This is a genomic window from Symmachiella dynata, from assembly GCF_007747995.1.
GTDB lineage: Bacteria > Planctomycetota > Planctomycetia > Planctomycetales > Planctomycetaceae > Symmachiella > Symmachiella dynata.
On the sequence record NZ_CP036276.1, the window covers coordinates 3,772,278 to 3,787,175 of the forward strand.

9 protein-coding genes and 1 pseudogene are annotated in these 14,898 nt (G+C 53.4%); 4 read left to right on the forward strand and 6 right to left on the reverse strand.

The genetic code is table 11. The annotated features are described in order from the left end of the window. Positions 1-7: 7 nt before the first annotated feature. The 4 genes and pseudogenes from Mal52_RS14450 to Mal52_RS14465 form a co-directional block, all read right to left on the reverse strand. Positions 8-1,381 carry a DNA modification methylase gene (locus Mal52_RS14450; protein ID WP_145376906.1) on the reverse strand — a complete coding sequence of 458 codons (1,374 nt, stop codon included), beginning with the start codon at positions 1,379-1,381 and terminating at the stop codon, positions 8-10. 442 nt (positions 1,382-1,823) lie between these two features. Continuing rightward, the gene (locus Mal52_RS14455) at positions 1,824-2,363 is read right to left on the reverse strand and encodes a hypothetical protein (RefSeq protein ID WP_145376907.1); all 540 of its coding nucleotides are present in this window, start codon (positions 2,361-2,363) and stop codon (positions 1,824-1,826) included. A gap of 991 nt (positions 2,364-3,354) precedes the next feature. After that, a pseudogene (locus Mal52_RS30525) lies at positions 3,355-3,708 on the reverse strand (IS256 family transposase); the annotation flags it as partial. Positions 3,709-3,973: 265 nt separating this feature from the next. Then, positions 3,974-5,329, reverse strand: coding sequence for a carbohydrate porin (locus Mal52_RS14465; RefSeq protein WP_197534920.1), 1,356 nt, complete (start codon positions 5,327-5,329; stop codon positions 3,974-3,976). 300 nt (positions 5,330-5,629) lie between these two features. Between Mal52_RS14465 and Mal52_RS14470 the strand changes: the two genes are divergently transcribed. Together Mal52_RS14470 and Mal52_RS14475 are read left to right on the forward strand one after the other, a co-directional pair. Further along, positions 5,630-6,751: a hypothetical protein gene (locus Mal52_RS14470; RefSeq protein WP_145376910.1), complete on the forward strand. Its 1,122-nt coding sequence runs from the start codon at positions 5,630-5,632 to the stop codon at positions 6,749-6,751. Between the two features lie 134 nt (positions 6,752-6,885). After that, complete coding sequence (locus tag Mal52_RS14475; protein ID WP_145376911.1) at positions 6,886-7,416, forward strand: GlcG/HbpS family heme-binding protein; 531 nt, start codon at positions 6,886-6,888, stop codon at positions 7,414-7,416. Positions 7,417-7,793: 377 nt separating this feature from the next. Here Mal52_RS14475 and Mal52_RS14480 read toward each other — a convergent pair whose 3' ends face one another. Together Mal52_RS14480 and Mal52_RS14485 are read right to left on the reverse strand one after the other, a co-directional pair. Further along, positions 7,794-8,852 (reverse strand): integrase core domain-containing protein, encoded by a 1,059-nt coding sequence (locus tag Mal52_RS14480; RefSeq protein WP_145376912.1) that lies wholly within the window; start codon positions 8,850-8,852, stop codon positions 7,794-7,796. Positions 8,853-9,148: 296 nt separating this feature from the next. After that, on the reverse strand, positions 9,149-10,819 hold the full coding sequence (locus Mal52_RS14485; RefSeq protein ID WP_145376913.1) for a recombinase family protein: 1,671 nt from the start codon (positions 10,817-10,819) through the stop codon (positions 9,149-9,151). A 322-nt stretch (positions 10,820-11,141) separates the two neighbouring features. Here Mal52_RS14485 and Mal52_RS29795 point away from each other — a divergent pair, with 322 nt between their 5' ends. Beyond that, positions 11,142-11,609 (forward strand): hypothetical protein, encoded by a 468-nt coding sequence (locus Mal52_RS29795; RefSeq protein ID WP_197534921.1) that lies wholly within the window; start codon positions 11,142-11,144, stop codon positions 11,607-11,609. A 205-nt stretch (positions 11,610-11,814) separates the two neighbouring features. Next, positions 11,815-14,892 (forward strand): BPTD_3080 family restriction endonuclease, encoded by a 3,078-nt coding sequence (locus Mal52_RS14495; protein ID WP_145376914.1) that lies wholly within the window; start codon positions 11,815-11,817, stop codon positions 14,890-14,892. Positions 14,893-14,898: the final 6 nt, after the last annotated feature.

Below are 14,898 nucleotides of genomic sequence, written 5' to 3' on the forward strand. Positions count from 1 at the left end.
TACCTCTTTAATCACTTACAGAACCGGTCAGGTGGGAGTCAGATCGCGCGGACGACATATCTTGAGATTCGTGGTCCGTATTGCAGACAGGCTGAATGCGACGTGCACTTTGTCCCGTGAATTGCTCCCAGCGATGGACAATCACGTCGCAATACGGCTGATCGAGCTCCATCAGGAACGCGCGGCGTCCCGTTTGCTCTGCGGCGATCAACGTGGAGCCGCTGCCGCCGAATAGATCGAGCACGTTCTCTCCCGGCCGTGAAGAATATTGCAAAGCGCGGACAGCCAATTCGACCGGTTTTTCGGTGAGGTGGATCATGCCGGCCGGATTCACCTTTTTAACTGACCAGACATCCGTGGCATTCGGTGGGCCAAAGAACTTGTGCGCTGCACCTTCCCGCCAGCCGTAGAAACACCACTCGTGATTGCCCATCAGATCTTTGCGAGTCAACACAGGATGTTCCTTGACCCAGATGATCGATTGTGAGAAATACAATTCACACAACTTGAGCACGGGCGGGTAGTTTCCGCAATTGGCGTAGCCACCCCAGATGTAGAAGGATCGTCCTGGCTGCAGCACCCGCGCCGCGTTGCCGAACCACGCCTGCAGCAGTGTGGTAAACGCTTCATCGCTGACAAAGTCGTTCACTATCGGGCGGTCTTTGGCGCGCAGTTTTGCGGTGGTCGACTTCGACTTAGCCGGATCGCGATGCAAGTCAAAGCTTTGGTGATGCGTTTTGGAAAAGGAGCTATGGCCGGCAGCGATCGCGTTATTACTGCGCGGTTCGACGCGGACGTTGTACGGGGGATCCATATTCACGAGATGCACGAGTGCACCGGCCAACAGCCGATCGACATCGTCGGGACTGCCGGCATCGCCGCACAGCAACCGGTGCTCGCCGAGAATCCACAGGTCACCCGGCTGTGTGATGGGATCATCGGGAGGTTCCGGAATCGCATCCGGATCGGTTTCGCCTTCCGCGACCTGTTGGCCAAATAATTCGGCCAGTTCGTCCGCATTGAATCCGAGCAGTTCCAGATCGATATTCATCTCCTGGAGTTGCTGCAATTCGGCTGCGAGAAGCTCCTCGTTCCAACTAGAGAGTTCGCCTAGCTTGTTGTCGGCGATCCGGTAGGCCTGTATTTGCTCGAGCGTCAAGCCTTCAGCGACATGGACCGGTACGGTCTCCAGTCCCAGATGACGGGCCGCTTTGAGCCGGGTGTCGCCGACGACGAGTAAGCGTTCCGGCGTCACAACCAGCGGTTGTCGAAATCCGAACTCAGTAATCGAACGTGCCACGGCCGCCACTGCTTGGTCGTTTTGTCGTGGATTTCGCTCGTAAGGAATAATGTCGTCGACGTTTAAGTATTCAATTTTCATAAGCTTCTAATTTTCACCTCAAAAGGATTTCAATGGACAATAAAAAAACGCCTCGCCAGATAACGCACCGTGTGCATTATTTGGCGAGGCGCTCATCTCTCGCATGTGGCCGACACGGCCAGCAGTGTTCAATTATCCGTGTTACCTACGTTTCTCGTCAGTTCGGTGCCAGATGAAGAGTTGGCCACAATTGCCACAGATGAGTTCAACCCGTTTCGTTTGAATGACAGTGGCACAAACCAGATCGCTCAACTCGTAATCCTTCTGATCGAATTGCCCGAATATTATACCGCGGCTGTTGCTTAGACAACCCAAGTGATGGCCGCATTTCCGACACATCAGCCAATTTGGCTGATCCCGCGACGAGGGCAACACCGCAGTCAGCTGGGCTGTGCGGTGGATGGCGTCGAGGTAATAAATCGTAGAGTCAAAGATCAATTCTTTAGCTTGGCGCATTTCGTCCTCCAGCAGTTGTTCGCCGGGATTTTGGCGAAGATTTCTTCTTCCGGTTGGTTTTCCTCTTCGGTTTTTGTTTCTGAGTTGTTTCGGGCTCCTGCGGCTGCAACGCGTCGCTGACTCGCTCGAGCTTTGACAATGGTAATCCGCATTTGCGCTTTAGCGATGCGATCAAACAGGCGATGAACGCGTCGCGCCGACTAAACAGCATTGCTCGGCCCTTTGTACCGCTGCGGTCGCGGATCGAGGGAGTCAGGATATCTGCCTTGATCCAGGCGTGTACGGTGGGGCCCTTCTGTTGCGCCATGGTGGCGACCTCGGTCAACATAAAAGTCTGCCGTGGAGGAGCTTCGCGCTCAAACTTTTCCAGGAGTTCCTCCAAGTCGATCACGGCCATTTGCATGGGACCTGGCCCCTCTGGGCGGACAAAGACCTCATCCTGTTTCATGAGCGCGGCCGTGCCCTCGAGAAGTTCGATCACGAGGTATTTTTGGCCGTTCGCGATTTGTTGCTGTATGGTGTGCATAGCTGATTTTAAAAGTCATATTCAATGGTATGAAATGGTAAGGGCATTGATGCTCCTGGGCAAGATGATTTCCCGGAATTTTTCAAAAATTTATTTATTCGCGGTTCGGAGCGGTTATTGATTGTGGCATACTGACGACGATGCCCTGAAGGTTCGGCAACCACGTCGTCAGTTGTACATTCGTCCGCAGCAATTGCATCGTTTGTCATGTCGATCCGGGGGCGGCGCTATGTTCACCGCAAACTCCAAAGGATGTCGATTTCACTGAACTAATAAAAAAGCCTCGTCCCACGAGAAGAAGAGAGCGCACCTTTTACGTTGGTGGGGATCGGCTCTTCTTCTCGTGGGACGAGGCTTTTAAGCTGACGCTTGCGGGCTTTGTCCACACGTGATCAACTCAACGTACCATACGCACGAAACCGTGCAACATCAATTTCTGCGATTTATACGATTGCCTAGAAAATTTTCCCGGCCATTTTCAAGGCAACTAATTGCCGTCCGTATTCGGAAAACCATCCGAGAAATGTGAACGCTTCGGCAACCGGCGCTCCACTGCGGGACGACCCATAACATGGCCAGACTGAGTCAGTCTTACCAGCGTTCTAGAGATCGAATCAGATGACCTAGTCGCCTCGTGCGGGTTAACTGCGCCGTACCGCAGGTACGTGCCAGTTCGCGCGCAAGCTGGAATTGGGTGATGCTTTAGTAAAGGGCTCACCAACGCAAGTCGACGATTTTGCGCGACATATAATAAGAGTGTCAGCACGCAAAACAGTCGTCATTGTGGTCTTGAAGCGATGTGAACGGTTTGGGGACAGCTTTGGACATGATGAAAGCCGTAAGCCATTGAAACGCAAGAACTCCCGTCGATCGTGCCGCATGCCAATCCCGCGAAAACACGCAGGCCAATATTAAGACCCATGGGTATCAGGAACCTAGGACTCTCTCCGCGCGGAGAGAGTCCTTCGGAACTGGTGAAATAAAGGGGAGATGCGGGCAGTACGCTGGGTGAGAACTGCACGCGGTCTGCGGCATTCGGCGAATTATCGCGAACGTGCCAATGCTTGACTTCAATGGAGCTTGCACCGGTAAGAAATTTCCGTGCGTGTAAGCTGCCGTTCTTGACGACCAACCGCCGGCCCGCCTCGTCGCGTCAATTCTGGAGCGCTTCGATGAAGGCCTCGACTTCTGCATCGATAGCCGCTAGCAACATGCGCCGGGCTCCTTCGTTGATGATTCCATCGAGTGGGCTGCGGTCATCGAACTGATGCCGAAAGGCAAGCACTTCGGGATCAGAATGAGCGTCCCCTGGTAATCGTCGCGTATTTTCTGTTGTCTTGTGCAAGGCGTGTCTTTGTGTCCACGTCGGGCTGTTGAATTGGTAAAAGATATCAACAGGATGCGCCGTGATGAATGAATCCCTCAAGAACACGATTTTGACAATACCTCCCGAGTCAAGCAAGATACATGCGAATTGGACTTTGTGTTGGCATCTCAGATTTGAAATAACCCTCCAACTCCAAGCCATTTGTTTAGTCGACCTGACCTTTTCATCCACAATCATTGCTCGTCAACACAACCAACTTCCCCTAAGAATCGCTGGACAATCGTTAGAACAACAGAATCACCGACATCGTAAATGCGAAGACGTCTGGGATTCCGGTGCTTTGTGCGGGATCGTCGATATACGTGAGATTGGGCTGCACGAATAAATTCTTAGACACATTGCACTGGTAGTACGTGGTATAAATTAGCTCGTGAGACCCCAGTTCCAGCGCGGGATCATCGTTCATTTTTCCATATGCGGCCATGACTCCCATTGAATCGTGATCACGGCTAGGAAGCGGTCCGAAGTAGGTCAGTCCGCATCCAAAGTAACGATGCGTTTCGATAAATGCCGAGTTTGTGGCAGCATACTGCACGAATGCCGAAATCCCCTGGTCGCTCTGGTCGGGGTGCTCATAATAGAGGCGTTGTGAGAGGAAAAGATACATTCCATCGGCGCCGTTTACACTGCCGCTCGCTGTCGCCAACTCTCCGGTCTGCTTCCAACCGCCGATGCCAAATTTTCCCGGCTTTTTTTGGGCGCCGAGCGTCCAGTCTGCCCCCGCTTCGAGAATATGTAGGTTGAAGCCGTTAAAGTGCGGACCTGATAAACCGGTCTGTCGACCTGCAGCTAAGTTGCCGTCGTACCATCCGTATTGCAGATATGTATCTAGCGGAAGGGTCAAAGCTGTTGTAGCACCGAATGCTGAATTGTAATAACCAGGCATGATGCCGAGTTGTGTTGGGTTGACGAACAGGGGAGTTAAGATCGCGCTTGAGACCGCCGGAATGTTGTAAGCCCCGTCGCTAAAAGGGATAGAGCGAACGACGTTGTTAAAGTCGGCGGTGGGAACCATCTTTCCGAAGCGGACTGTCAGTCGATCGTCGAGCATCTTCTGGCGGTACCATAGCTGATAGATTTCCACGCGAGATCGCGGGGCAGTGACGTCCAGCGAATTATAGCCCATCACGGTACCTGCGTCGTCGTTGGTAGTCCCGCCACTATAGTACAAGAATTGGCCACCCCATCGGCCACCTCGCCAGCCATAGGATTCTTCTGTATCCAACGATAAATCGACCAAGGTGAGGCTATTCGAAGTCCAATGGCCAGGCTTCAGCCCACCACTGATCTGATCATTTAATGATGTGATATTCAACCCGCCCACTCGAAACCCATTGTGGTTCACGCCGAGGAAATCCCCTAGCAACCCCGAACCGGTCATGATTTCAGTGGCGGCAGGGTTTCCGGCAATCGGTCCTGCGTGCGTGTCGGGACTGACAAAGCTGGTCCCTCCCGAGGAGGGACCGTTGCCGGCATTACTGAAGCGTGATCCCAGGTCGGAAAAGGAAGACCTAGCATCCCTCTCCTGACAAGCAGCTGAATTGAGACAGACCAGCCAAGCGCATACTACGATCGTCATCGCGGGGCATCTGAGCTTGAAGTTGAGCGGCATGGCCGCATCCTTTCGGCACATTTTCAGCGGTTGTTGAATCAGGCCGGGCAAAGAGAGTCTGTTAGACTAAATCGCCGGTGTGTTGGCCGCCCGATGATGAAAAATCTCATGACTTGCACAATCCTGATAATCAGTACCTCTTTCTAGGCCCAGGCATTCACAATACATAATTCTCGCTCATTATTTTGACCTGATTTATTTTTTACCTTACGTTCTAGCATATAGTCCCACCTTCAATTTCCCTCCTATTATTGTTAAAGGTTCACCATGCTCACCAACCTTGCATCGAAGACATTGGCCAGCTTGGTCGTTGCGACTCTGGTCATCACCTGTTGCAGCTCAACGCTCTATGGCCAGAAAGTCCCCGATCTGCTTAAGGCTAGACCCAACGACAAGCCAAAATCGACAGAACCCAGCCAGATCGCCGCGGATAACATTTTGGCCCTTGATGTTGCCATGATGGGTATCTACAAGGGCGCTTTGACTCAGTTTCAACAAGAGATTCTCAGTGAAACCCCGATCATCCTGGCCATGTTCACCAGCGATGGCGGGCAAATGGTGCTCTACCGTCCCGCCCACGATCCGATCACGGCACCTTCGGTTCCTATCGCCTATCAATTCGCCAAGTCGTGCGGGCATAGCGCGATGGCCGTTTACCAACTTACCGCCCCGTATCTCAACCGTCCCACAGATAAATCATGGCGAAGTCCAATGATGGCACTTCGAGCTCAGGTTCAGGCGGCACTGGATACACTGCCTGCGCTAAAAATCGACGACAAGAATCGAAAGACGCTGCAGTTAATTTTGGAGCATAATCTCACATTCATGGATAATTGTCTCAAGAAAAATATTTTCACGATCGAAGAGCTTGAGTCATTTGCGAAACAGTTCAAACCTTTGGCTGAGAAGGCAATCGCTATCGCTGCCGGCGCTCAAGTTTCGCACTGGATGAGCGTTCTGGATGAGTGGAAAAAGGACCTCGGCGACGATTGGGGGAAAACCTATGCTGCTACAAACACCATGTACGTCACTCGACAAAATAACATTCTGTACAGCATTCTCGCTCAGTACATGGGTAAAGATGCAATTCACCGCCGGTTGCTGTTATTTGAAACAACGGATTTCTTCACGACGAAAGAACAAATGCTCAGTCTGCTGACGCGGATTATGGCCGACCGAGCGCTGGGTGAGGTCTTTTTCGGCAACAAGTATCTGATGGACTACGAATTACTAGGCAGCCAAGCGCGACGCGACATCGTGTCGGAAAGTGAACGTCGAGGTCTGCCTGTGATTCTGCCGACAATGTCGCCGTTTAATTCCACCGAGTGGCCCTGGAGAACGGATCCCAACAGCGGCTCAGGACCGTCAACGATTGAAGAAACGGACTGACCGTGGACGTAGAGTGTTGATTACGAATTTTGCTGGGTCATTTTTAAAACAGGACACCAGAGTTGCGGGTTCCATTGGTAGCGTGCCTGTCAGTGGAACCTTTTTCCACTAAGCGTTTTAAAAGATAACTAACAATGAAACGTGTACTCTTACTGTTGTTTCTTTATTTGAATCTTCTAAGTGTTTCTGTCGGCGCACATGGTGAAGAAGAGGCCCGTCCAGCGTTGGCGGTGAAATCCTCCATCAGTTATACGGCCGCATTGAAGATTGCCCAGCGCGCGTTGCAGGCGGGCGCAGAGCAGGGAACCGACCTTGCAGTAGCCGTCGTAGATCGCGAAGGGATTCCTCTGGTCGTCTTGAGGGCCGATAATGCCACCGAGCAATTCGTCACCGGCGCCACCCGCAAAGCATGGACTGCGGTGAATCTTCGTAACTCAACGCGAAGCCTCTTAAAAGACATCCAAGAAAATAAGCAAGATGACGGCCAGCTACCGCATGTCGAGAAGGCGTTATTTCTAATGGGCGGAGTGCCCTTGATGGTTGGCAACACTATTGTTGGTGGTGTTGGCGTGGCGGGATCAGTCAACGGTCTGGATGACGATGCCTGCGCCCGCCAAGCGGCGCAGGCGTTTGCGGAATTGTTGAACGATCGCGAAGGCAAGTAAACCCCGCTTTCCCGTGTGCAAATAATCAGTCCTGCTAAAATGCCAAGGCCGCGCGGTTCAAAAACTATGACGGACGAAAGTCGAACGACGAAACGAAGTTCGTGTGAAAATCGCATGGGAAAACTGTCGGCGAAAATGATGTTAACAGCCGATAAAGGCGATTTCAAATCGGATGCTTTCCGGGAACGTGCGCACGGAGAACGCAATCGTCGAGAACGGAAGCGACCAAAACCTCACGCGGCGCGTTCGTACCATTGGATCAATCGCCGTGTCGTTCGCGGCGGACGATCTGATCAGCTTCGATTGTATTATTTTCAGCAATGTCGCTGCGATTGAGGCTGGTAGACGTTCGCACTGCCGAAGATCGCGCCCCTTGCTCAAGCTGCTCTCCTTTCGTAGTGCCGCAACACGCCGCCAAGCCGCGTCCGACAAACCACAGCATCAGGTGTGAACCCGTCTTGCCCATTGGTCTCACCCATCAACGGCACGTTCCCAACCCCCTGATGCGGCCGCTCCGTGTGGTAATACTCGACGTATTCTGAGATCAGATAATCGAAATGTTTGGGATCACAGGCGATGAAGTAATCCAACGCCTCCTGCTGCAAGCTCTGGATAAACCGCTCGATGTGGGCCTGCAGATTGGGAGCCCGCACGCTGTTCTTCTTCACCTTGATGCCAGCACCGCGCAGGACTTTATCAAAGTCTTGCCGGTAAAGGCTGTCGCGATCCCGTAATAGCAGCGTGGCTTCTTGGCCAGTGGATTTCACGTGTTCCACAAATCGCTGGGCCTGCTCGATCATCCATTCCGTCGTCGGCTTCCGCGTGCACTTCGTCACGAACACCTTTCGACTGCCCAGGTGCAGAAACACCAACACGAAGTACTGTCGCGGACCGAACTTCGTCCAGACGCGCTTCGAAAAGAAATCGCACTGATAGAGCGTCTCCGCATGGCGTTTGAGGAACTCGTGCCAGCTATCTGGACCGCGGTTCGGACCTGGATCAAGGTCGTGTGCTTTCATGATTCGCTTGACCGTGTTGCGAGAAGGCGGCTTGAGTCCGAGCTTCTTTAGTTCCCCCATGATGCGGGTGTAACCCCAGCCGGTTTCCGAGCCGATCTTCACGATCACCTTGCGGATCGATTCAGCAGTTCGCGGGCGACCCATTTTCTTAGGCTTATGACCGCCCCGCTCTATTCGCAGCCAGCTCAGAAATGTGTTGTATGACACGATTGTGATTAAGTGTTTGAGGTCGGACCCGATCCCCTGCCCCAGTTTCATCAGCCGCGCCTTCTCTTCGGGTTCAAGGAAGATCCGCTTCTTGTCCACGCGCTTGCGGAGCATTTCGTTCTCCGCTTTGAGCCATTCCACCTGCCGGATCAATTCATTACGGGTGCATCGAGCGAGTAGAAACAGCAGCGGCTGGAAAACCCGTCCCATCTTGGTAGAATCCCTTCAAATTCAGCGGTTTCCTGGGGGTGTTCAAAACTATTGATACACCGCTGGAACGCTCACCGCACCCGGTTGACGGGCCGAAATGAGGCCTCCCGACGCATTGACCAACGCTGGTCCTCAAATCCTGCGCAGATTGCCGCCGGGAATTTGCGCGCGGGCTGTTAACCAACTTCAAAAAAGTTCGAAGAGGGTTGGTTACGTTTCGAGCCACCGTGACGGACTCGAACTTTTGTAAACCCTTGCTACTACTGGGTTTCAAAAAACAGTCCCAAAGAGCATGGTTACGAGGAGAGAAACAAGTTATCGGGCAAGATTTCGCTACGGAGGTGCACGACGCCGCGTTTCAAACGGAATGGTCGTTGCCCGTGATATTTGTCCCGCTCGCTCCAAACCTCGATGCACTGAAACGCCCGCTGGCAGAATTCTCGCACTTTTGTCGCATCGCCTTCTTCTAGCGTCTTGCGTAACGAAGCCAATTGCTGCATCGCGAGGTCGATACTCCGGTCACAATCTGCGTCCCGTTGCCGAGACGGCGTTTCTGCCGCTTGGACGTCGCATTCGAGGCTTGCCAGGGTTTGTTGCAACACGCGTATATGATCTTGAACGACCGGCAGCATGTCCGCATCAACTTCCACCAACCGCCGCTTGGCCTTGGTGAGGCTTGATTCGATCTCTCGCATCTCCGCTCGAGTTTTGGCGACGTCGACGCGGTTGGATTTTTGCGTGAGTTGCCGTCGCATTTCGTCCCGCAACTTGGCTACGTTATCATCGCTCAAGAAATCACCTAAGACGGCCTTGGCGACTGCTTCCAGCAGTTGGTCCTGTCGTGCAGCATTCCGGTCACAGGTTCCTTTGTGGTCTCCATTCGTGCATTGATAACGAGCAATTCCGTTCTCAGATCGCCCGTTCATTCTACCGCCGCATTTGCCGCAACGAATGATCCCGGTGAACGCATAGCCACCGCCATTGCGATGTGGCGTTGTCTTCGTGCGGCGCTCCTGCAATCGCTGTTGAACTATGTCGAAGGTTTCGGCGTTGATAATTGCCGGATGGTGGTCGTCGAAGACAATTCGGTCCGTCTCCACAGTTTTCCCCGGGCGGAAGTCGCTTGTAACTTCGCCTCCCCCGACTGCGTGGTACTTCCCGCAGCGTTTGGAATTCCAGACATAACGCCCGATGTACGTTTCACATGTTAGGATTGCCCGCACAACTTTCGGCGACCACGTCTTGCTATTTGGAGACTTGATGCCGTCAGCGTTCAATGCTACGCAGACCCCACGAATGGAAAGCCCATTGCAATAGCCCTCGAAGATTCGTCGAACGACTTTCACCTGCGATGACGGCCCGAGCTTGAGCGTCTTCTGCTTTACAATGTATCCATATGGGGCGCGGCCCATCCATTCGCCCCGTTTTGCTGCTGCCAGTTTGCCCCGCATTACGTTGCGGCTGAGGTCGCGCAAGAACGCATGCTTGCCCTCTTGTTTGATGGAGTACATCACGCGGCCAGCGAAGTCGGACCAATCAATCGGCCCGCTGTCGAGCGTCACTAACGCGACACCTGCTTGCACCAGCGGGAACACCCAGTGCCCTGCCTCAATGCTGTCGAACCTGCCGAAGCGGTCTTGGTCCCAAACCAGAATTGCCTGGAAAGTGCCCTTGGCCGCGTCGGCAATCATTCGGCGAAATTCATGCCGTTTCTCAGTGGCGTCTCCACTGATTCCGACATCGGAGTATTCCGCAACGATGCGATACCCGTGCTCGGCTGCGTACCTATTGATCGACTTTCGTTGTTCCGGTATCGATTCCGTTTGTTTGTCACTGCTCATTCGCAGATAGGCAACAGCCAGAATCGGTTTGCCTTTGGTAGCTGCTCTGCTAAGCTTGGTTCTAGTCACGTCGATGCCCTCCATGTCAGGGTTTCGTGATAAGAGCCGCCGCGGTGTTGAAGCCATCGTTGCGGCTCGTTTTATATAATGGGGTTATTTTCGCTCTGACGGCGTGAATTTGCAAGTTCAGATAGTCGTATGTCGAGTTATTGGAGGTGCCATTGGTGTCACATTCGTTGTCTTCTTGAGCCGAGTTACTCATAGAGGATCTCGCAGCCCGAAGATCGGCTTACCTACTCGTCCGTAGTGAAAACTTTTCGGATCAATTGCACCATTCTGATTCGTATGCATGCCACAATTATTCGCGTCAGAGAATTGCCGGGAAGGTTTTCGCCTCCAAATAGCGGGTTATTTTCATTTCCCAAATATCGTCAAATAAGGTTGCCAGATGAAATTTGTGATCGCCGGAGTTGATCGTGTTACAGGCGCGGAACGACGAATTGAAGTTGAGGCAGAAAGTGAAAAAGAAGCCCTCGCAATGGCGAGTGCTGAGGGCATCATGCCGACCTCTGCACGGGCGTCGAAGAAACCAAAGCCGCAGCCAAAATCTCCCGCTCCTCCCGTTCCAGACTCAGTTCCCGGGCCGTACACCTACAAGATGGTTCAAATCTATCTCGGACTGCAAGTCGTCAATGAACGTGGGAACGAAGCTGCGCACCATATGCAAACTGCAGTTAATGAGTGGGCAGAACATGGATGGGAGTTTTATCGCGCAGATAGATTTGATGTATTTGAGCCGCCGGGATGCATAGGGATTCTATTGTCTGGACTAGGGATTTGGGGAAGTGGATTAGGGAAAGTGTCGCACTATCACGTGCTGACATTTCGCAGTCCCCATCCGCGACATGAGTTTTAGAAAATCCCGTTTTCTGATTCCTACCGCATTTTGCCACCACAGCGGCATATCAACTCCTTTACATCCCCGCGCATTCCTGGTCTACTGGATTGCTTAATTGCGCTCGGGGACAAACGCGCTTCCCGTCGCTCACTTTGGCATTCGCCGAAAATCTGTGCTGGCCTGTCATTTCCGTTCAGCGATTTTTGGCTAGGTGGGTGGTTCCATGACCGAGGATTTCTTTTCGCAGCCTATTCTTAATTCCCCCTACGAATACCCTGGGCGGCATTGGGGGCTCGACAGTTCCCATCAACCCACGAACCGAATTGTCGAGGCACGGCGGATTTCGGCCTATATGACGCCGATTCCAAAGCCGAAAAAACGCAAGGGCAAGTCCGCTCAAAAGGAAATTGTATTTGAAGATGAAGCAGGCGTCTCGACCGAAGAGCAGCAATATGATCCGACGCCCATCATCAATGAGATTCGAAAGAAGCTGGACTTCTGGCGATCGATTCCCGATCCAACAAAGTGGGACGTGACGCCCGACACGGCGCGCCTGCTGCAGTATTGGCGGCATCACGACTTCCAGGGCATTCGTCCGTTCTTCTGCCAAGTCGAAGCGGTCGAGGCCGCTATATGGCTCACCGAAGTTGCGCCAAAACGCCGCAAGGGCGAAACGCATATCTTGGAACATCTCGAAAACGCCAACGCGCAATCCAACCCCGAACTTATGCGACTTGCGCTGAAGCTGGCGACGGGGGCGGGCAAAACTACCGTCATGGCCATGTTGATCGCTTGGCAGACGATCAACGCGGTGCGGCGGCCGAACAGTAAGCGGTTTACGCGGGGGTTTTTGATCGTGGCGCCTGGAATCACGATCCGTGATCGACTTCGAGTGTTATTACCGAATGACCCCGACAGCTACTACAAAAACCGCGAACTTGTCCCGCACGACATGCTGCAGGACCTGGAGCGGGCGAAGATCGTCATTACGAATTTCCATGCCTTTAAGCTGCGGGAACGCACCGATGTCTCCAAGGGCACGCGGGCGGCGCTGGAAGGGTGGCGCAATGAGTCTATCGACACTCTGGAAACCGAGGGCCAGATGGTCCAGCGGGTGATGCCCGAACTGATGGGCCTCAAGAATATCTTGGTCCTCAACGACGAAGCGCACCACTGTTACCGAGCCAAACCACCTGAACCCGATGACGTTGACCTCAAAGGTGACGAAAAGAAGGAAGCCGAGGAAAATACCAAGGCGGCCCGCATGTGGATTTCGGGGCTGGAGGCGGTCAACCGGAAGTTAGGCATCTCGCGGGTGATTGACCTCTCAGCCACCCCGTTTTTCCTTTCCGGTTCCGGGTATGCCGAAGGCACGTTGTTTCCGTGGACGATGAGCGATTTTTCGTTGATGGACGCGATTGAGTGCGGCATCGTCAAATTGCCCCGCGTACCTGTCGCCGACAACATTTCCGGCGAGGACATGCCCAAGTTTCGCAACTTGTGGGAACACATTGGCAAGCGGATGCCCAAGAAGCGTCGCGTTAAGGGCAAGCCGCTCGATCCGCTCAGCCTGCCTGTTGAACTGCAGACGGCCCTACAGGCCCTGTACGGTCATTATGCGAAGACGTACGAGCTTTGGCAAAAAGAGGGCATCGATGTGCCTCCCTGCTTTATTGTTGTATGTAACAACACCTCGTCCTCAAAATTGGTCTATGATTTCATCTCCGGCTTCGACCGCGAAAATGATGACGGGACCACGTCTCTGGAAAACGGCCGCTTGGAGTTGTTCCGCAATTACGACGAACACGGTACGCGCCTGGCCAAGCCAAGGACTTTGTTGATCGATAGTGAGCAATTGGAATCGGGCGACGCACTCGACAAAAATTTTCGTGAAATGGCTGCCGATGAAATCGAACGATTCCGACGCGAAATCGTTGAGCGCACTGGCAATCCCGAAGCCGGTGAAAAAATCACTGACCAGGACCTGCTCCGCGAGGTCATGAACACCGTCGGCAAAAGGGGGCAGCTCGGTGAATCGATCCGCTGCGTCGTTTCTGTCTCGATGCTCACCGAGGGTTGGGATGCAAATACGGTAACCCACGTTTTGGGCGTGCGGGCATTCGGCACCCAATTGTTGTGCGAACAGGTGATCGGCCGCGCGCTGCGTCGGCAGTCTTATGACCTCAACGAAAATAATTTGTTCAACGTCGAATATGCTGACGTTTTGGGTATCCCGTTTGACTTCACCGCTAAGCCGGTCGTCGCGCCGCCGCAACGTCCGCGCGATACAATTCAGGTCAAGGCAGTCCGTCCTGATCGAGACGAATTGGAAATCAAGTTCCCGCACGTCGATGGTTACCGTGTCGAGTTGCCCGACGAACGACTGACAGCAGAATTTGGCGATGATGCCACGCTTGTGCTCACGCCTGATCTGGTCGGGCCGTCCGTCACCAACAACCAGGGAATCATCGGTGAAGGCGTCGATCTGACACTGGAACACACCAAGGACATGCGGCCGTCCACGGTCCTGTTTCACGTTGCCAAGCGGCTGCTCTACAAAAAATTCCGCGATCCTGGCGAAGCCCCAAAGTTGCACCTTTTCGGGCAATTGAAGCGGATCACCAAGCAGTGGGTCGGCGATCATTTGGTTTGCAAGGGTGGGACCTATCCGGCTCAATTGCTGTATCAAGAATTGGCCGATATGGCGTGCGAGCGGATCTTCAAAGGCATCACCACCACGCTCATTGGCGACAACGCCGTACATATCGTGCCGGATGCCTATAACCCCATCGGCTCCACGAATTTCGTCAACTTCACCACGTCGAAACGCGACCGCTGGCAAACTGCCCATAACAAATGCCACGTCAATTGGGCGATTCTGGACAGCGACTGGGAAGGGGAATTCTGCCGGATCGCCGAAGGCCATCCCCGTGTGCTCTCCTACGTCAAAAACCACAATTTGGGACTCAAGGTACCCTACCTGATGGGTTCGACGCCGCGCACGTATATCCCCGATTACATCGTCCTGGTTGACGATGGGCATGGCAAGGAAGACCCACTGCACCTCATCGTCGAAATCAAGGGCTATCGCGGCGAGGATGCCAAGGAGAAGGCCAGCACGATGAAAACCTACTGGGTACCCGGTGTGAACAATGCGGGTGAATATGGACGTTGGGCGTTCGCGGAGTTCACCGATGTCTATGCGATGCAGTCGGATTTCGCGGAAGTGGTCGAGGCGGAATTTAATAATATGATAGCGGCTATCAGCATGATGAGTGTCGAACACGCGAACGATGCGTAAGTCGTG